This is a genomic window from Pseudaminobacter sp. Soil_N_29 (assembly GCF_057656055.1).
In genome coordinates this window covers 362,255-379,554 of record NZ_JBDGLC010000004.1, presented here as the reverse complement: position 1 = coordinate 379,554, position 17,300 = coordinate 362,255, and the positions used below count along the sequence as shown (strand labels likewise).

Annotated in this window: 15 protein-coding genes; 2 read left to right on the top strand and 13 right to left on the bottom strand. The window is 64.1% G+C overall.

The annotated features are described in order from the left end of the window. Window positions 1-23 precede the first annotated feature (23 nt). Both AC3A4H_RS12615 and AC3A4H_RS12610 read left to right on the top strand, forming a co-directional pair. The gene (locus AC3A4H_RS12615) at window positions 24-1,217 is read left to right on the top strand and encodes a bifunctional 2-C-methyl-D-erythritol 4-phosphate cytidylyltransferase/2-C-methyl-D-erythritol 2,4-cyclodiphosphate synthase (protein ID WP_487766951.1); all 1,194 of its coding nucleotides are present in this window, start codon (window positions 24-26) and stop codon (window positions 1,215-1,217) included. Continuing rightward, window positions 1,214-1,699, top strand: coding sequence for a CinA family protein (locus AC3A4H_RS12610; RefSeq protein ID WP_487766950.1), 486 nt, complete (start codon window positions 1,214-1,216; stop codon window positions 1,697-1,699). Before AC3A4H_RS12615 ends, AC3A4H_RS12610 begins: the two co-directional genes overlap by 4 nt. Here the strand turns inward: AC3A4H_RS12610 and AC3A4H_RS12605 are convergent, their stop codons facing one another. The 13 genes from AC3A4H_RS12605 to dnaE form a co-directional block, all read right to left on the bottom strand. Continuing rightward, window positions 1,700-2,161 carry a type II toxin-antitoxin system RatA family toxin gene (locus AC3A4H_RS12605; protein WP_487766949.1) on the bottom strand — a complete coding sequence of 154 codons (462 nt, stop codon included), beginning with the start codon at window positions 2,159-2,161 and terminating at the stop codon, window positions 1,700-1,702. Then, a complete protein-coding gene (gene lipA / locus AC3A4H_RS12600; protein ID WP_487766948.1) occupies window positions 2,161-3,138 on the bottom strand; it encodes a lipoyl synthase in 978 nt (325 codons plus the stop codon). Before lipA ends, AC3A4H_RS12605 begins: the two co-directional genes overlap by 1 nt. Window positions 3,139-3,146: 8 nt before the next feature. Beyond that, window positions 3,147-3,431 carry a GlsB/YeaQ/YmgE family stress response membrane protein gene (locus AC3A4H_RS12595; protein WP_348779582.1) on the bottom strand — a complete coding sequence of 95 codons (285 nt, stop codon included), beginning with the start codon at window positions 3,429-3,431 and terminating at the stop codon, window positions 3,147-3,149. A gap of 79 nt (window positions 3,432-3,510) precedes the next feature. Then, window positions 3,511-4,956: a dihydrolipoyl dehydrogenase gene (gene lpdA, locus AC3A4H_RS12590; RefSeq protein ID WP_487766947.1), complete on the bottom strand. Its 1,446-nt coding sequence runs from the start codon at window positions 4,954-4,956 to the stop codon at window positions 3,511-3,513. Between the two features lie 15 nt (window positions 4,957-4,971). Beyond that, on the bottom strand, window positions 4,972-5,610 hold the full coding sequence (locus AC3A4H_RS12585) for an SGNH/GDSL hydrolase family protein (RefSeq protein ID WP_487766946.1): 639 nt from the start codon (window positions 5,608-5,610) through the stop codon (window positions 4,972-4,974). Window positions 5,611-5,621: 11 nt separating this feature from the next. Then, on the bottom strand, window positions 5,622-6,977 hold the full coding sequence (locus tag AC3A4H_RS12580) for a pyruvate dehydrogenase complex dihydrolipoamide acetyltransferase (protein ID WP_487766945.1): 1,356 nt from the start codon (window positions 6,975-6,977) through the stop codon (window positions 5,622-5,624). Window positions 6,978-6,992: 15 nt separating this feature from the next. Next, window positions 6,993-8,384 (bottom strand): pyruvate dehydrogenase complex E1 component subunit beta, encoded by a 1,392-nt coding sequence (locus AC3A4H_RS12575; RefSeq protein ID WP_487766944.1) that lies wholly within the window; start codon window positions 8,382-8,384, stop codon window positions 6,993-6,995. A gap of 15 nt (window positions 8,385-8,399) precedes the next feature. Beyond that, the gene (pdhA, locus tag AC3A4H_RS12570) at window positions 8,400-9,443 is read right to left on the bottom strand and encodes a pyruvate dehydrogenase (acetyl-transferring) E1 component subunit alpha (RefSeq protein ID WP_487766943.1); all 1,044 of its coding nucleotides are present in this window, start codon (window positions 9,441-9,443) and stop codon (window positions 8,400-8,402) included. A 185-nt stretch (window positions 9,444-9,628) separates the two neighbouring features. Next, entirely contained in the window at window positions 9,629-9,946 is a 318-nt protein-coding gene (locus tag AC3A4H_RS12565; RefSeq protein ID WP_348779576.1) for an FtsB family cell division protein, read from the bottom strand. A 167-nt stretch (window positions 9,947-10,113) separates the two neighbouring features. Next, a complete protein-coding gene (gene eno / locus AC3A4H_RS12560; RefSeq protein WP_487766942.1) occupies window positions 10,114-11,388 on the bottom strand; it encodes a phosphopyruvate hydratase in 1,275 nt (424 codons plus the stop codon). Window positions 11,389-11,486: 98 nt separating this feature from the next. Then, the gene (gene kdsA / locus AC3A4H_RS12555; RefSeq protein WP_487766941.1) at window positions 11,487-12,320 is read right to left on the bottom strand and encodes a 3-deoxy-8-phosphooctulonate synthase; all 834 of its coding nucleotides are present in this window, start codon (window positions 12,318-12,320) and stop codon (window positions 11,487-11,489) included. Continuing rightward, on the bottom strand, window positions 12,317-13,207 hold the full coding sequence (locus AC3A4H_RS12550) for a VOC family protein (protein WP_487766940.1): 891 nt from the start codon (window positions 13,205-13,207) through the stop codon (window positions 12,317-12,319). The genes kdsA and AC3A4H_RS12550 overlap by 4 nt, the downstream gene beginning before the upstream one ends. 503 nt (window positions 13,208-13,710) lie before the next feature. Then, window positions 13,711-17,247, bottom strand: coding sequence for a DNA polymerase III subunit alpha (gene dnaE, locus AC3A4H_RS12545; protein WP_487766939.1), 3,537 nt, complete (start codon window positions 17,245-17,247; stop codon window positions 13,711-13,713). Between the last annotated feature and the right edge of the window lie 53 nt (window positions 17,248-17,300).

Here is a 17,300-nt window from a genome sequence, read left to right as displayed (position 1 = left end):
AACGCGAACCTGAATCGTCAATCATGCTAGCCTCCACCGCCGTGGTGATTGTTGCCGCCGGTCGCGGAGAACGTGCCGGCCGGACAGAGGGCCCAAAGCAGTATCGGAAGATCGGCGGCCGGACTGTCCTAGCCCGCACGGTTGCAACTTTTCTTGATCACCCTGGCATCGGTGCCGTTGCTGTCGTAATTCACCCCGACGACAGCGAACTGCTGCGTGCGGCCCTGGGCGAGCTCGCCGATCGGGTCGCGGTGGTGCATGGCGGAGCAACGCGCCAGGATTCGACACGCCTCGGTCTTCTGGCCCTGCAGCAGTACCATCCGGGGAAGGTGCTGATCCATGATGGCGTGCGTCCTTTCGTCGACGCCTCGCTCATCGACCGCGTCATTTCTGCCATCGACGGAGGTCACGGCGCGCTGCCTGCCCTGCCCGTTTCGGATACTCTGAAGCGCGAGGCGGCGGACGGCACCATTGCTGAAACCGTCGCCAGGGCCGGGCTGCATGCTGCGCAGACGCCGCAGGGTTTTCCATACGAGGCGATTCTCGCAGCACACCAACAGGCCCATGCACAAGGCCGCAACGACTTCACCGACGACGCGGCAATTGCCGAATGGGTGGGGATGCCGGTGCGTATCGTGCCCGGCCTGCCCGACAATGTGAAACTGACCTGGGCAAGGGATATCGCCATGGCCGACCAACGTCTTTCCGCCTCGAACAGCTTTCCGGATGTGCGCACCGGCAACGGCTATGACGTGCATTGCTTCGAGCCAGGCGATCATGTGACGCTGTGCGGCGTCGATATTCCCCACAGCAAGAAGCTCTCCGGCCATTCCGACGCGGATGTCTGCCTGCATGCGCTGACGGATGCCCTGCTGGCGACCTGCGGCGCGGGCGACATCGGCACGCATTTCCCGCCATCCGATCCGCAGTGGAAGGGCGCGGCCTCGCGCATCTTCGTGGAACATGCCGTCAAGCTGGTGCGCTCGAGGGGCGGCCGCATCGCCAATGCCGACGTCACGCTCATCTGCGAGGCCCCGCGGGTGGGGCCGCATCGGGAAGCCATGACCGCGGCGCTGTCTGACATGCTCGGCATCGATGAGGGCCGCGTGTCGGTCAAGGCGACGACAAATGAACGGCTTGGCTTCGTCGGCCGCGAGGAAGGCATCGCGGCAATCGCGACCGCGAGCGTGGTCTATCCCGGAGAACTGCCCGAATGAACGAGTTGCGCGAACTCGCCGACAGTTTACTGAAGGCCTGTGCGCGCCACGGCATCATGGCTGCAACCGCCGAATCCTGCACCGGCGGCATGATCATTGCCGCCATGACCGACATTCCCGGTTCCTCGGCGGTAGTCGACCGCGGCTTCGTCACCTATTCCAACGAAGCCAAGATGGACATGCTGGGCGTTTCTGCCGCCACGCTGCAGGCGCATGGCGCGGTGTCGCGCGAAACTGCGCTGGAGATGGCCAGTGGCGCCCTCGCCAACTCGCGCGCGGGCATCGCGCTTGCCGTCACCGGCATTGCCGGCCCTGATGGCGGCTCGGCCGAAAAGCCGGTGGGCCTTGTCTGGTTCGGGCTGGCGCTGCGCGGCCAGCCCACCATCGCGGAAAGCCGCGTTTTTCCGAATGAAGGGCGCGATTTCATCCGCCGCGAGACGGTGCGGACCGCCCTTACCATGGGCGTGAAGGCCCTCGGCTGATCAGGCCACCTTGGCCGGGCCGTAGATTTCGGTCGCGCGCTTTTCGAAGGCTTCCACGAACATGCGGAAGGCGCGATCGAACATCGCCCCCATCAGCGCGCCAAGAACGCGGCTCTTGAACTCGTAATCGATGAAAAAATGGATGTCGGTCGCGCCGGCGTCCGCGTCATCGAAGCGCCAGATGTTGGTCAGATATTCGAACGGGCCATCGAGGTATTTCACGTCGATCGTATTCTCGTCCGGCTTCAGGTGGACCTGGGTGGTGAAGGTCTCCCTTATCGCCTTGTAACCCACGGTCATGCTGGCGACGAGGACGGTGCGGCCGTCGCGCTCCTTGCGCGAACGCACGGTCAGCCCCTCGCACAAAGGCAGGAACTGCGGATATTTCTCCACGTCCGCAACCAGCGCAAACATCTGGTCCGGCGCGTGGGACACTCGGCGTATGGTCTCGAATTTAGGCATCAGTCGGAAGCTTTGGCAGTCTTCCTGAGATGCTCTTCGCGGGCGGCGCGCAGCTTTGCGAAGTCGTCGCCGGCATGGTGCGACGAACGCGTCAGCGGGCTCGAAGCGACCAGCAGAAAGCCCTTGGTCATGCCGATCGTCTCGTAGGACTTGAACTCCTCGGGCGTGACGAACTTCTTCACCGCGTGGTGCTTCTTCGTCGGCTGCAGGTACTGGCCGATGGTCATGAAGTCGACGTCGGCGCTGCGCAGGTCGTCCATCAGCTGCAGCACTTCATTGCGCTCCTCGCCGAGCCCGACCATGATGCCGGACTTGGTGAAGATCGACGGGTCGAGTTCCTTCACCCGCTGCAACAGGCGGATGGAGTGGAAGTAGCGCGCGCCGGCCCGCACGGTCAGATAGTTGGACGGAACGGTCTCGAGATTGTGGTTGAACACGTCGGGCTTGGCCGCCACCACGATCTCCAGCGCGCCGTCCTTGCGCAGGAAGTCGGGCGTGAGGATTTCGATGGTGGTCGTGGGGTTCAGCGCGCGGATGGCATAAATCACATCGGCGAAATGCTGCGCGCCGCCGTCCGCGAGATCGTCGCGGTCGACCGAGGTGATGACGACATGGGAGAGCCCCATCTGGGCCACTGCTTTCGCCACGCTCTCGGGCTCGTTCGGGTCAAGCGGCAGCGGCTTGCCCGTCGCCACGTTGCAGAAGGCGCAGGCGCGGGTGCAGATCTCGCCCATGATCATGAAGGTGGCGTGCTTCTTTTCCCAGCACTCGCCGATATTCGGGCAGCCCGCCTCCTCGCACACCGTCACCAGCTTGTGCGATTTCACGATCTCGCGGGTTTCCATGTAGCCCTTGGACACTGGCGCCTTGACGCGGATCCAATCCGGCTTGCGCAGCACCTCCTGGTCGGGCCGGTGGGCCTTTTCCGGGTGCCGCACGCGCTGTGGGGCCGAAACGAGATCGAGCACTGTAACCATGTCTGTTCCTAGCGTGGCCGCGCCGGCTGCGCGCGGCCGAATATCCAGAGAATGATGATCGCCCCGGCTATGGCGACCAGCAGATTGCCGAAGAAGCCGTAATAATGGACCTTGAGAAGGCCAGCGAGGGTGCCGCCGACAAACGAACCTGCGATGCCGACCAGGATGTTGGTTAGAAATCCGTGGTCGCGATTCATGGTCTTCTCGGCGACGTAGCCGGCGAGAAAGCCGATGACGAGCATGCCGAAAAAGCCGACTCCCGGCATGCTCATGATACCAACGCTCTGGTCCATCACAGTCTCCTGGCGACCGTTTGCCAAGACCATATAAGCCACAGGCTACCGAAACAACAGCCCGGCGGGGCGCCTGCGGCTATGCGTTCAACGCGCGGCCGTAGGCGTCGAGCACACTCTCCTTCATCATCTCCGAAAGGGTCGGATGCGGGAAGATCGTGTGCATCAGCTCTTCCTCGGTGGTTTCGAGGTTCATCGCCACCACAAAACCCTGGATCAGTTCGGTCACTTCCGCGCCGATCATGTGCGCGCCGAGAAGCTGGCCGGTCTTCTTGTCGAAGATGGTCTTGACGAAGCCCTGATCCTCACCGAGCGCGATGGCCTTGCCATTGGCGCCGAACTGGAAGCGGCCGACCCGGATGTCATAGCCGGCTTCCTTCGCCTTGGCTTCGGTCAGGCCGACCGAGGCGACTTGCGGGTTGCAATAGGTGCAGCCCGGGATCTTCAGCTTGTCCATTGGGTGGACGTTCGGCAGGCCGGCGATCTTCTCGACGCAGATCACGCCCTCATGCTCGGCCTTGTGGGCGAGCATCGGCGGCCCGGCAACGTCGCCGATGGCGTAGATGCCCGGCACATTGGTGCGGCCGTAGCCGTCGATGACGACGCAGCCGCGGTCGGTCTTCACGCCGAGCGCTTCCAGCCCGAGGTTCTCGATATTGCCCTGCACGCCGACGGCCGAGATCATGCGGTCGGCGGTGATCTTCTCGACCTTGCCGTCCTTCAGTTCGACATGGGCGGTGACGGAGTTCGCGCCCTTCTCGACCTTGGTCACCTTGGCCTCGAGAAGGATCTTCATGCCCTGCTTTTCGAACTGCTTCTTGGCAAAGGCGGAGACCTCCGCATCCTCGACTGGCATCACCGCCGGCATGACTTCGACCACGGTCACGTCGACCCCGAGCGTGCGGTAGAAGCTGGCGAACTCGATGCCGATTGCGCCCGAGCCCATGACCAGCAGCGACTTCGGCAGTTCCTGCGGGATCATGGCTTCGAAATAGGTCCAGATCAGCTTGCCATCCGGCTCGATGCCGGGCAGCGCACGCGGGCGCGCGCCGGTGGCGAGGATGATGTGCTTGGCCGTATAGGTGCCCTCGCCCTTGACGTTCTTGGGCACCGGATGCTGCGGTTCCATCGGCCTCTTCGAAGACTTCGAGACGACGATCTCGCCCGGCTTCGACAGCTTGGCCTCACCCCAGATCACGTCGACCTTGTTCTTCTTCATCAGGAAGCCAACGCCGCCATTCAGCCGCGCTGAAACGCCGCGCGAGCGGTCCACCACAGCCTTGACGTCGGCGCTAACGGTGCCGTCGATCTTGACGCCGTAGTTCTTGGCGTGCTCGGCATAGTGCATGATCTCGGCCGAACGCAGCAGCGCCTTGGTGGGAATGCAGCCCCAGTTAAGGCAGATGCCGCCGAGATGCTCGCGCTCAACTATGGCCGTCTTGAAGCCGAGCTGCGCCGAGCGCACTGCCGTGACATAGCCGCCGGGTCCCGAGCCGATGATGATCACGTCATAGTTTTCGGCCACAGTCATCTCCTCAGATCAAAGCGCAAGCATGACCCGCACCAGCGGCGCGAGCGCTTCGCCAATTTTGCGTGTGTTGGCGGCATCCAGGTGCACGCCGTCGAGCGGCGTGGTTTCGGCGACGGAGCCGGCGTCGAAAAAGCCGCAGCCGGCACTGTCGGCCAGCGCAGAATAGAGGCCCGCCAGCTTGGCCGACGCAGTGTCGCCGCCAGCGAACATCTGCGCAAACTCGACATTATCGGTGCTGCGGATCGGGGGCGGCGAAACCAGCAGAACCTCCGGAGCCTCGGCCTCCAGCGGGTAGGCGTGGCCGCGCACGATCTTCACCAGCCGCCCCATTCCGTGCTTCGCGGCAAGCGGATTGCCGTGAACCCAGGGCTTCATGTCGTTGGAGCCGAGCATGATGATGATCAGGTCCAGCGGCGAATGCGTGCCGAGCAAAGTCGGCAGCACGCGCGTGCCATTGCGATCTTCCGGCGCGGAGTGGTCGTCGAAGGCGGTGGTGCGGCCATTCAAGCCCTCGGCTATGACCCGCACCTCGTCTCCCAGCGCCGCCTGGAGCACACTTGGCCAACGGTCCTCCAGCGCATGGCGTGAAGAACCTTCGGCATTGTAACCCCAGGTCAGCGAGTCGCCGTAGCAGAGGACGGTTTTCACCGGGCACGCTCCTAAACCAGCATGCCCATCGGGTTCTCGATATGCCGCTTGAAGGCACCGAGCAGTTCGGCGCCCAACGCACCGTCGACCGCGCGATGATCCGTCGACAGCGTCACCGACATCATGTTGGCGATCCTGATCTCGCCGTTCTTCACCACGGCCCGCTCTTCGCCCGCACCCACCGCCAGGATGGTCGCGTGCGGCGGGTTGATGACGGCGGAGAAATCCTTGATGCCGAACATGCCGAGATTGGAAACGGCCGTGGTGCCGCCCTGGTACTCCTCGGGCTTCAGCTTACGGTCGCGGGCCCGCGCGGCCAGGTCCTTCATCTCGTTGGAGATGGTGGACAGGCTCTTTTCCTCGGCGCGGCGCACGATCGGCGTGATCAGGCCACCCGGGATCGAGACGGCGACGCCGACATCCGAGTGCTTGTGCTGGATCATGGCCGTATCCGTCCACGACACGTTGGCGGTCGGCACGTCGCGCAGCGCCAGCGCCATCGCCTTGATGATCAGGTCGTTGACCGACAGCTTGTAGGCCGGCACCTCGCCCTTTTCCGTCTTGCGCACCGGGGCGGCGGCATTGAGCTGGGCGCGCAGCGCCAGCAGCGCGTCGAGCTCGCAGTCGAGCGTCAGGTAGAAATGCGGGATGGTGGTCTTGGCCTCGACCAGCCGCCGCGCAATGACTTTTCGCATATTGTCGTGCGGGATGAGCTCGTAGCTGCCCGCTTCGAACAGTTTTAGCACCTGCTCGTCCGACATCGGCTTGGCGGCCGGAGCCGGAGTAGGCGCTCCAACTGCCGGTGCCGGAGCAGCTTTGGCGCCTCCGGCGATCGCCGCTTCCACATCGGCCTTCACCACGCGGCCATGCGGACCGGTGCCGGCCACCGCCGCGAGGTCGACGCCGGCATCCTTGGCGATGCGACGCGCCAGCGGAGATGCAAAGAAGCGTGCCCCGGAGGACACTGCCGCGCCGTTCGCAGTGGCTAGCTGAGCAGGCTGAGCGGCCGGCGCGGGCTGAGGCTTGGCCTCCTCGGCCTTTGCCGGGGCCGCCTTTGCCGCTTCGGGCTGTTGAGCAGCCGGCTTGGCGCCACTGTCAGCCTTGGCAGCGGCACCCGCATCCTCGCCCTCGCCCGCCAGAATGGCGATGACGGCGTTGACCTTCACGTCTTCGGTGCCAGCCGGCACGACCAGCTTGGCAACGGTGCCTTCATCGACGGCTTCGACTTCCATCGTCGCCTTGTCGGTCTCGATCTCGGCGATCACGTCGCCGGGCGAAACCTTGTCGCCCTCTTTGACCAGCCACTTGGCCAGATTGCCCTCTTCCATGGTGGGCGAGAGCGCGGGCATGGTGATGTTGATCGGCATTTTCCGCGCCCTCCCTCAGCCGCGATAGGTGACGGATTTGACCGCCTCGACCACCTCGCCGACATTCGGCAATGCGAGCTTTTCGAGATTTGCGGCGTAAGGCATCGGCACGTCCTTGCCGGCAATGGTGATGACCGGCGCATCGAGATGGTCGAAGGCGCGCTGCGAGACCTGGTTGGCGATGTAGTCGCCGACCGAGCTCTGCGGGAAACCTTCTTCCACGACGACCAGACGATTGGTCTTCTTCACCGAAGCGATGATGGTGTCGAAGTCGAGCGGGCGAATGGTGCGCAAATCGATGATCTCGACATCGATGCCCATTTCGCGCAGTTCGGCCTCCGCCTTGACCGCATAGGTCATGCCTATGCCGAACGAGACGATGGTGGCATCCTTGCCAGCCTTATGGATGCGCGCCTTGCCGATCGGCAGCACGAAATCATCGAGCTTCGGCACGTCGAAGGACTGGCCGTAGAGGATTTCGTTCTCGAGGAAGATGACCGGGTTCGGATCGCGGATGGCCGCCTTGAGCAGGCCCTTCGCGTCGGCCGCCGTATAGGGCATCACCACCTTCAGGCCAGGGATATGGCTGTACCAGGCCGCATAGCACTGGGAGTGCTGCGCGGCGACGCGGGCAGCCGCGCCATTGGGGCCACGGAAGACCATCGGCGCGCCCATCTGGCCGCCAGACATGTAAAGCGTCTTGGCCGCCGAGTTTACGATCTGGTCAATCGCCTGCATGGCGAAGTTGAAGGTCATGAATTCGACGATCGGCTTCAGGCCGGCCATCGCCGCGCCCACGCCAACGCCGGCAAAGCCATGCTCGGTGATCGGGGTGTCGACGACGCGGCGCGGGCCGAACTCCTGCAGAAGCCCCTGCGTGATCTTGTAGGCGCCCTGGTATTCGGCAACCTCTTCACCCATGACGAAAACGTCCGGGTCGCGGCGCATCTCCTCGGCCATCGCATCGCGCAGCGCTTCGCGAACCGTCATCGTCACCATTTCGGTGCCAGCAGGAATATCGGGGTCTGCGGCCACTTCGATCATCGGCGCGGCCGGAACTTTCTCCGCGGCCTTCGCTTCCTGCACGGCTTCGGACACCGTCTGAGGCGCGGCTTCGGGCGCGGCGGGCGCAGCCTTCGCCTTGCCGATATCGGCAGCGCTTTCGCCATCGCCCAACAGGACAGCTATCGGCGTATTGACCTTGACGCCCTCGGTGCCGGCAGGAACCAGGATTTTTCCGAGCGTGCCTTCGTCTACGGCTTCCACTTCCATGGTGGCCTTGTCGGTTTCGATTTCCGCAATCACGTCACCGGCGACGACTTTGTCGCCTTCGGTCTTGAGCCACTTCGCGAGGTTGCCCTCTTCCATGGTGGGCGAGAGCGCGGGCATGAGAATTTCGATCGGCATGTCTCTGCGCTCCCCTTACAGCGTGATGTCGGTGTAGAGCTCGGATGCATCCGGCTCGGGATCGGTCTGCGCGAACTCGGCGGAATCGGCGACGATGTCGCGGACTTCCTTGTCGATCGCCTTGAGCTCGTCTTCCGTCGCCCACTTCTTGTCAAACAGGCGCGCCTTGACCTGCTCGATCGGATCGTGCTCGGAGCGCATTTTTTGCACTTCCTCCTTGGTCCGATACTTTGCCGGGTCCGACATCGAGTGGCCGCGATAGCGGTAGGTCAGCATTTCAAGGATGATCGGGCCCTTGCCCGTGCGGCACCATTCGACTGCCAGATCGGCGGCGGAGTTCACCGCGCGCACATCCATGCCGTCGACCTGAATGCCGGGAATCTTGAACGAGGCGCCGCGGTGCGAGAAATCGGTCTCAGCCGACGAACGGGTGACCGACGTGCCCATGGCGTAGCGGTTGTTCTCGATGATGTAGACCACGGGAAGCTTCCACAGCGAAGCCATGTTGAAGCTTTCGTAGACCTGGCCCTGGTTGGCCGCGCCGTCACCGAAGTAGGTCAGCGCGACCCTGCCGTCCTCGCGATAGCGATTGGCGAAGGCCAGGCCCGTACCCAGTGACACCTGGGCGCCGACGATGCCATGGCCGCCATAGAAATTCTTCTCCTTGGAGAACATGTGCATGGAGCCACCCTTGCCCTTGGAGTAGCCTCCACGGCGACCGGTGAGCTCGGCCATCACGCCACGCGGCGACATGTCCATGGCAAGCATGTGGCCATGGTCGCGGTAGGCGGTGATCATCTGGTCGCCTTCGCGCAGCGCCATCTGCATGCCGGTGACGACTGCTTCCTGGCCGATATAGAGGTGGCAGAAGCCTCCGATGAAGCCCATGCCGTAAAGCTGGCCGGCCTTCTCTTCGAAGCGCCGAATCAACAGCATGTCGCGATAGGCCTTGAGTTCCTGATCCCGGGTGAACTCGGCGGGTTTCGGCGCCACGAGCGCGGAATTCGATTTGCCGTCCGCCCTCGATTTAGCGGACGCCTTCCTGGCGACAGAAGCCATGCATCACTCCCTGGTAATGTCTCTTTGCGGACATTGGAGAAGCCGAGCTTGTCGCCTCTCCGATCTGGATTGACGCTAGCACGCAATTCGCACTTTCGCCATGCGGAAAATGCATGGCAGGCATGCAACTAACTGCCTGCAATCATTGGGAATAATAGTGATTAACCGACTTTCGGTTAATCTACTCAATCCGAAGAACGAATGATTGTCAGCTCATCCGCATGGGACAGATTCAACGCCTTGCGGGCCTGCTCGTCCAGCATGTCCTTTTCCAGGGTTCCATCATGCAACAGCTGAACTCGCCGCTCAAGCTCGATGCGCTTGGCACGCATGGCATCCAGCTGCGACTGCAAACCGGCCGCCTGCGCCTTGAGCTGATACTTGGAATAGATGCCCAACTCCCCGTGATAGGCGTGAAAACCGAAATAGGAAAGGAAGAGCACTGCCAGGCCAGGCACGATGAGCCGGCCGGTTTTTCTCTCTTTGTGCTGACGTGTCCACATGGCGCAAATCCCTGACGCTTCCTTGTGGACCAATCATGCTTAATGTCCGGTTACGACGGCGACGATTGGAGCGCCGGGGCGGCATCGTCCGAGACAGATTCCGCAATGAAAAAGGGCGGGGTTGCCCCCGCCCTTGAATCAGGATTGCGCTGGAAAAGCAGCGCGGCTCAGCCCTTGAGAATCGAGCGGCCGGCGTAGCGCGCCTGCTTGCCCAGTTCCTGCTCGATGCGGATGAGCTGGTTGTACTTGGCGAGCCGGTCGGAACGGGCGAGCGAGCCGGTCTTGATCTGCCCGCAATTGGTCGCCACCGCGAGGTCGGCGATGGTGTAGTCCTCGGTCTCTCCAGAGCGGTGCGACATGACGGAGGTGTAGCCCGCGCGGTGAGCGGTCTCCACCGCATCCAGCGTCTCAGTGAGCGAGCCGATCTGGTTGACCTTGACCAGGATGGAGTTGGCCACGCCCATGCGGATGCCGTCGCGCAGGCGCGCGGTGTTGGTAACGAAGAGGTCATCGCCGACCAGCTGCACTTTGTCGCCGGCCAGGTCGGTCAGCATCTTCCAGCCTTCCCAGTCGTCCTCGGCCATGCCGTCCTCGATCGAGATGATCGGGTAGTCCGCAGCAAGCTTGGCCAGATACTTGGCCTGGGTCTTGGGGTCGCGGGTCTTGCGCTCGCCTTCATAGACGTAGTTGCCATCCTTGAAGAACTCGGTCGCCGCGCAGTCGAGGGCGATCGCCACCTCGTCGCCGGGCTTGTAGCCGGCCTGCTCGATCGACTCCATGATGAAGTCGAGGGCTGCCTGGGCGCTCTTGAGGTTCGGCGCGAAGCCGCCTTCGTCACCGACATTGGTGTTGTGGCCGGCGTCCTTGAGGCGCTTCTTCAGCGTGTGGAAGATTTCCGAGCCCCAGCGGACAGCATCGCGCAGCGACGACGCACCGATCGGCATGATCATGAATTCCTGGAAATCGATCGGGTTGTCGGCATGGGCGCCGCCATTGATGATGTTCATCATCGGCACCGGCAGCACGCGGGCGTTGGGGCCGCCGAGATAGCGGTAGAGCGGCAGGTTCGAGGCCACGGCCGCGGCCTTGGCGACAGCGAGCGAAACGCCGAGAATGGCGTTGGCGCCCAGGCGGCTCTTGTTGGCCGTGCCGTCGAGATCGATCATGGTCTGGTCGATCTCAGCCTGGTGTTCAGCCTCCATGCCGCCGAGGGCCTCGAAAATCTCGCCGTTGACGGCCTCGACCGCGCGCTCCACGCCCTTGCCGAGATAGCGCGGCCCGCCGTCGCGCAATTCCACAGCCTCATGCGCGCCGGTCGAGGCGCCCGAAGGCACGGCTGCGCGGCCCATCGAGCCGTCTTCCAGAACCACGTCCACTTCCACGGTCGGATTGCCGCGGCTGTCGAGAATTTCGCGGCCGATGATGTCGATAATGGCGGTCATTGAAGGGTCCCTCGGATGTGGCGGAAATATTGGTGCCTCTTAGCGAAAGCCGGGAAAAAGGCAATGTGCAACGCCCCGGACAAGCCGGAATGCACCGCTCATTTGCCCTTGGCCACACGGTCGAATGCCATCAGCCTTTCGAGCAATGCCGGCATGTCTTTCAGGGGCACCATGTTGGGTCCGTCGGAGGGGGCGTTGTCGGGGTCCTGGTGCGTTTCGATGAAAACGCCGGCGACGCCTACGGCCACCGCCGCCCGCGCCAGCGTCTCGACGAAACGGCGCTCGCCGCCCGAAGAGCCGCCCTGCCCGCCCGGCTGCTGCACCGAGTGGGTGGCGTCGAAGATCACCGGCGCGCCCATCTCGGCCATGATCGGCAAAGAGCGCATGTCCGAGACCAGCGTGTTGTAGCCGAAGGAAGCGCCGCGCTCGGTGACCATCACATTGGCATTGCCCGAGCCGACGACCTTGGCCACCACGTTCTTCATGTCCCAGGGCGCGAGGAACTGACCCTTCTTCACATTGACCACCTTGCCGGTTTTGGCGGCGGCGACGAGAAGGTCGGTCTGGCGGCTGAGAAAGGCCGGGATCTGCAGGATATCGACCGACGGCGCGACGAGGGCGCACTGCTCCTCGGTGTGCACGTCGGTCAGCACCGGCAGGCCGAACTCCTTGCGGATGTCCTCGAAGACCGGCAGCGCAGCTTCGAGACCGGCGCCGCGCTTGCCCGACAGCGACGTGCGGTTGGCCTTGTCGAAGCTGGACTTGTAGACGAGCCCGATGCCCAGCCGCTCGGTGATCTCCTTCAGCGCACCGGCCATGTCGAAGGCATGCTGGCGGGACTCGAGCTGGCAAGGCCCGGCGATCAGCGCCAGCGGCGCGCTGTTGCCGAAGATTGCCTTGCCCACGGTGACTGTCGAATTCGGCGCGTTCATGAAAGCTCCTCGAAAGCGAAAATGGCGCCCTGCCCGGGCGCTGGCGGTACGATCAGCCGGCTGCCGCGCTGTTGGTAGCCGACGCCGCCGGCATCGAAAAGGGCCTTGGCATGACCGAGGCTGGCAACGCCGAACACGATTGCCGCAAGCCGCAGCGGCGAGCCGGACGGCGCATCCAGCCCGAACTCGGTGGTGAAGCCGGCCGCGTCCGCGATCGCGATCGCAGCATTGGGCAGGCGGACTTCGATCCGGCCGGCTGCGGGCGACGTGACCGGAGCACCAGTGACGGCCTCGAAGAATTGCCGCTGGCTGGCGGGGTCTTCGGCGCAGCCCACAACGGCCGTGATACGCCGCGCGCAATTGGCGTGGGCCTGAAGCGCGGAGCGGTCGACCTTGGGCGCGTTCGCGCGCTCGCAGGTAAAAAAGAAAGTGTCCGGCACCGCAGTCTCGGCGGCAAAAGCCAGCCGGAAGGAGGCGGTGTCTTCCTTGCCGGAGGCGTCGACGAAGGGCCGCGAGAAATCGAGCCGGGGGCCAGCCGAGACGCCGGCAAACACGAAGGCGTCATGGTCGGCATCGGCGTTGCGCGCGGCGAATACCACCGCGGAAAGCCCTTCCGCACCGTGGAGCTCACGAAATGCCTGGTCGCGAGCGACGAACACGTTGCCGGCAGCGACCGCCCCGGCGGCCTTGGCCGCGTCTCCCACCACCAGGGGTTCGAGGAAAGTGCCGTCGGCCAAGTAGACGCAGGCGTTCTCGGTACCGAACGGGTGCACGCCTATGGGTGCCACGGTGAAGCCAAGCGCTTCCAGCCGGGCGCGCGCCGTGTCGAGCGCCGCGGTCGGCAGCACGAGGTGGTCGAGTTCGCGAGGACTGGCGGTGGTGCTCATCGTGCTGCCATGTGCCCGAATTTTCGCGCGCGTTCAAGCGGCGGCGCGCTTCATCGTCGCCACGCCCGCTTTCGCGTCTGGCCGTTGAACCTGGCAAGACGGGCGGTCATCGGACGCGCTCGTCTGAGTAAATCTGCGGCCCTCTTTCTGCACCGCAGCGGCAGCTTTGGCCGACCAGCATGGGTCCCCGGAACCTCCGCACTCGCTACGCTCGTGCTCCGGCCCAAGGATGACGGAAGTGGGGCGGCCGATGCCAATCGCCAGCGTCGAGGGCTACTGGGCACCATCAATCTCAACTTGTTGAAGGTTCCTGCAGATTGTCGAAGGTTGTTGGACACGACGTTGAAGGTATGCCGCAGCCTTTCTTCCGTCGTCCTCGGGCCGGAGCATGAGCGAAGCGAGATGCGGAGGTTCCGGGGCCCCGGGGCTCGGACTCTCAACCGGCAGTCCGATGCAGATGCGGTCGGCGGCCGCCTTTCCGGCCGTCCTGCCGATCGCCGGTCCTACACCAGCTCAACCTCGACCACGCCGGGCACCGCGCGCATGGCGGAGGCGATCTGCGGGGAAATTCGATAGCGATTGGGAAGCTCGATCTCGACCTCGCCCTGGGCGTTGTCCTTGATCACGACAAAACTCACCTGCCCCTCGCCCTTCGTGGTGAGCTGGTTGGCCAGGACGTTGAGCGGCGAGACGTCGCGCAGATAGACGCGCAGCGCCTTCTGCACGCGGCTGGCCTCGTCCTCCAGCGAATGCGCGGTCTGGATGCGCAGGTTGACGCCTTCGGGCCGGTTCTCCGCCGCGACGGTGATGACGACCGATTTGCCGGGCTCGAGCAGGTCGCGATATTGCGCCAACGCCTCGGAGAACAGCACCGCCTCGTACTGGCCCGATGTATCGGAGAACATCACCACGCCCATCTTGTTGCCGGTGCGGGTCTTGCGCTCCTGCTTGGAGGTGACGGTGCCGGCCAGACGCCCGGCGGTGGCGCCGCGCTTCACGGCAGCGGAAAATTCGGTCCAGGTCTGGACGCGCATCTTCCCGAGCACAGTCTTGTATTCGTCAAGCGGGTGGGCGGAGAGATAGAATCCCACGACCTGGAACTCGCGATGCAGCCGGTCTGCCGGCAGCCACGGCTCGGCGGCGGGCAGATGCAGCTGTTTCTGCCGGCTGGGCGAAGCCGCGCCGAACATGTCGGTGATGCCGGCGGCTGCATCGGCCTGCGAGCGCGAGGCAAGGCCCATCATGCGCTCCACCCCCGCCATCAGCGAGGCGCGGTCGTGGCCGAAGCAATCCAGCGCGCCGGCATTGATCAGGCTTTCGAAGACGCGCTTGCCGACGATCTTGGGATCGATGCGCTCGCAAAAATCCTCCAGATCCTCGAAGGGCTTTTCGGCGCGCTTGGCCACGATGTGGTCGACCGCCGCCTCGCCCACGCCCTTGATGGCGGCGAGCGCATAAAAGATGCGGTTCTCGCCGACCTCGAAGGGCCGGTACGAAGTCATGACCGACGGCGGCACCACGTCGATGCCCAGCCGCATCGCATCCTGCCGGAAGTCTGACAGCTTGTCGGTGTTGGACATATCGTAGGTCATCGACGCGGCGAGGAACTCGACCGGGTAATGCGCCTTCAGATAGGCCGTCTGGTAGGATACGATGGCGTAGGCGGCGGCGTGCGACTTGTTGAAGCCGTAGTCTGCGAACTTTGCCAGCAGGTCGAAGATGAAATCGGACTGCTGCTTGCTGACGCCCTTTTCGACCGCGCCGGAGACAAAACGCTCGCGCTGCTTGTCCATCTCGGCGCGGATCTTCTTGCCCATGGCGCGGCGCAGAAGGTCGGCTTCGCCGAGCGAGTAGCCGGCCAGTTCCTGCGCGATCTGCATGACCTGCTCCTGGTAGACGATGACGCCCTGCGTCTCCTTCACCAGATGGTCGATCATGGGGTGGATGGAAGCGATCTCCTCCTCGCCGTGCTTGCGGGCGTTGTAGATGGGGATGTTTTCCATCGGGCCCGGGCGGTAGAGCGCCACCAGCGCGATGATGTCCTCGATGCAGTCGGGTTTCATGCCGATCAGCGCCTTGCGCATGCCGGCACTTTCAACCTGGAAGATGCCGACCGTCTCGCCGCGCGACAGCATCTCGTAGGTCTTGGGATCGTCGAGCGGGATCTGGGCAAGATCGATATCAACGCCGCGCCGGCTGATGAGCTTGACGGCCGTCTGCAGCACGGAAAGCGTCTTGAGGCCGAGGAAGTCGAATTTCACCAGCCCCGCCTGCTCGACATATTTCATGTTGAACTGGGTGACCGGCATGTCCGAGCGCGGATCGCGGTACATCGGAACCAGTTCCGACAACGGACGGTCGCCGATGACGATGCCGGCGGCGTGGGTGGAGGCGTGGCGGTAGAGGCCCTCCAGCTTCTGCGCCATGTCGAGCAGCGTCTGAACGATGGGCTCGCGCTCGGCCTCTTCCGCAAAGCGCGGCTCGCCCTCGATGGCCTGAGCAAGCGTGACCGGATTGGCGGGATTGGCCGGCACCATCTTGCACAGCCGGTCGACCTGGCCATAGGGCATTTGTAGTACGCGACCTACGTCGCGCAGCACTGCGCGCGCCTGCAGCGTACCGAAGGTGATGATCTGGCCGACCTGGTCGCGGCCGTATTTGGCCTGCACGTAGCGGATCACCTCTTCGCGCCGGTCCTGGCAGAAGTCGATGTCGAAGTCGGGCATCGAGACGCGGTCGGGGTTGAGGAAGCGCTCGAACAGCAGCGAGAAGCGCAGCGGGTCGACGTCGGTGATGGTCAGCGCATAGGCGACCAGCGAGCCCGCGCCCGAGCCGCGGCCCGGCCCCACCGGGATGCCCTGCGCCTTGGCCCATTTGATGAAGTCCGAGACGATGAGGAAGTAGCCGGGGAACTTCATGCGCTGGATGATGCTGATCTCGAACTCCAGGCGTTCGCGATACTGGTCCTCGGTGAATCCGGGATGGATGCCGCGCTCCTTGATGCGGCTGGCAAGGCCTTCGCGGGCCTGGCGCGCCAGTTCCTCGGACTCCGCCATTTCTGCGGCTTCGGCATCAGCCACATCGGCACCGGCGAAGCGCGGCAGGATCGGTTTTCGGGTCTGCGTATAGTACGAGCAGCGCCGGGCGATCTCGATCGTGTTGTCGATCGCCTCGGGCAGATCCGCAAAGAGCTGCGACATCTCCTTCTGGGATTTCAGGAAATTGTCAGGCGTCAGCCGCCGGCGGTTGTCCTCGGCGACAACCGAGCCCTCGGCAATGGCGATCAGCGCGTCATGCGCCTCATAGTCGCCGCGCGCCGGAAAGAAGGCCTCGTTGGTGGCCACCAGTGGCAGCCGGTGGCGGTAGGCCAGATCGATGGTGGTGGCTTCCACCGCGCGGTCGTAGCCGCCAAGACGCTCCAGTTCGACATAGAGCCGGTCGCCGAACATTGCGTGAAGGGCCAGTAACCGGCTTTCGGCGATCTCGGCATGGCCGCTCTTGAGCGCCGCGCCGATCGGCCCGCGCGGCCCACCGGAGAGGCAGATGATGCCTTCGGACAGATTGCCGACCCATTCGAGCTTGGCGTGCACCGGCTCGCCCGACGGCGTTTCCAGATAGGCGCGACTGACGATGCGGACCAGATTGGCATAGCCGGCCTCGGTCGCGGCGATCAGAACCACCGAATGGAGTTCCATGCCCTGCTTGCGGACGGGGCTGGCATCGGTGCCGTCACTGAAATCGACGGAGAGCAGGCAGCCCACCAGCGGCTGCACGCCGTCCTTGGTGGCCTTTTGCGCGAATTCCAGGGCGCCGAACAGGTTATTGGTGTCGGTGACGGCGATGGCCGGCGCTTCGTCCTTCACCGCATGACCGACGATCTTGCCGACCGGCAGCGCGCCTTCCAGCAGCGAATAGGCCGAATGCACGCGCAGGTGAACGAAGGCGCGCGTCGGCGCCTCGGGCGCCTTGGGCGCTGCATTGGCTCGCGCTGAAAGAGCACTCCGCAGGATAGGGTCGCGCGGCGGTCGGTCGCTGGTCATCGGCATTTCGTTTCGAGAGTCGGATCAGGCCATTGTCTCGAATGAGAGCGGCC

Coding starts and splice junctions, on each gene's coding strand:
- pdhA (WP_487766943.1), bottom strand. CDS start 9,443: ATGGCTTCTGTCGCCAGGAAGGCGTCCGCTAAATCGAGGGCGGACGGC.
- AC3A4H_RS12615 (WP_487766951.1), top strand. CDS start 24: ATGCTAGCCTCCACCGCCGTGGTGATTGTTGCCGCCGGTCGCGGAGAA.
- kdsA (WP_487766941.1), bottom strand. CDS start 12,320: ATGAACGCGCCGAATTCGACAGTCACCGTGGGCAAGGCAATCTTCGGC.
- eno (WP_487766942.1), bottom strand. CDS start 11,388: ATGACCGCCATTATCGACATCATCGGCCGCGAAATTCTCGACAGCCGC.
- AC3A4H_RS12605 (WP_487766949.1), bottom strand. CDS start 2,161: ATGCCTAAATTCGAGACCATACGCCGAGTGTCCCACGCGCCGGACCAG.
- AC3A4H_RS12610 (WP_487766950.1), top strand. CDS start 1,214: ATGAACGAGTTGCGCGAACTCGCCGACAGTTTACTGAAGGCCTGTGCG.
- AC3A4H_RS12595 (WP_348779582.1), bottom strand. CDS start 3,431: ATGGACCAGAGCGTTGGTATCATGAGCATGCCGGGAGTCGGCTTTTTC.
- AC3A4H_RS12575 (WP_487766944.1), bottom strand. CDS start 8,384: ATGCCGATCGAAATTCTCATGCCCGCGCTCTCGCCCACCATGGAAGAG.
- AC3A4H_RS12565 (WP_348779576.1), bottom strand. CDS start 9,946: ATGTGGACACGTCAGCACAAAGAGAGAAAAACCGGCCGGCTCATCGTG.
- dnaE (WP_487766939.1), bottom strand. CDS start 17,247: ATGACCAGCGACCGACCGCCGCGCGACCCTATCCTGCGGAGTGCTCTT.
- AC3A4H_RS12580 (WP_487766945.1), bottom strand. CDS start 6,977: ATGCCGATCAACATCACCATGCCCGCGCTCTCGCCCACCATGGAAGAG.
- lipA (WP_487766948.1), bottom strand. CDS start 3,138: ATGGTTACAGTGCTCGATCTCGTTTCGGCCCCACAGCGCGTGCGGCAC.
- AC3A4H_RS12550 (WP_487766940.1), bottom strand. CDS start 13,207: ATGAGCACCACCGCCAGTCCTCGCGAACTCGACCACCTCGTGCTGCCG.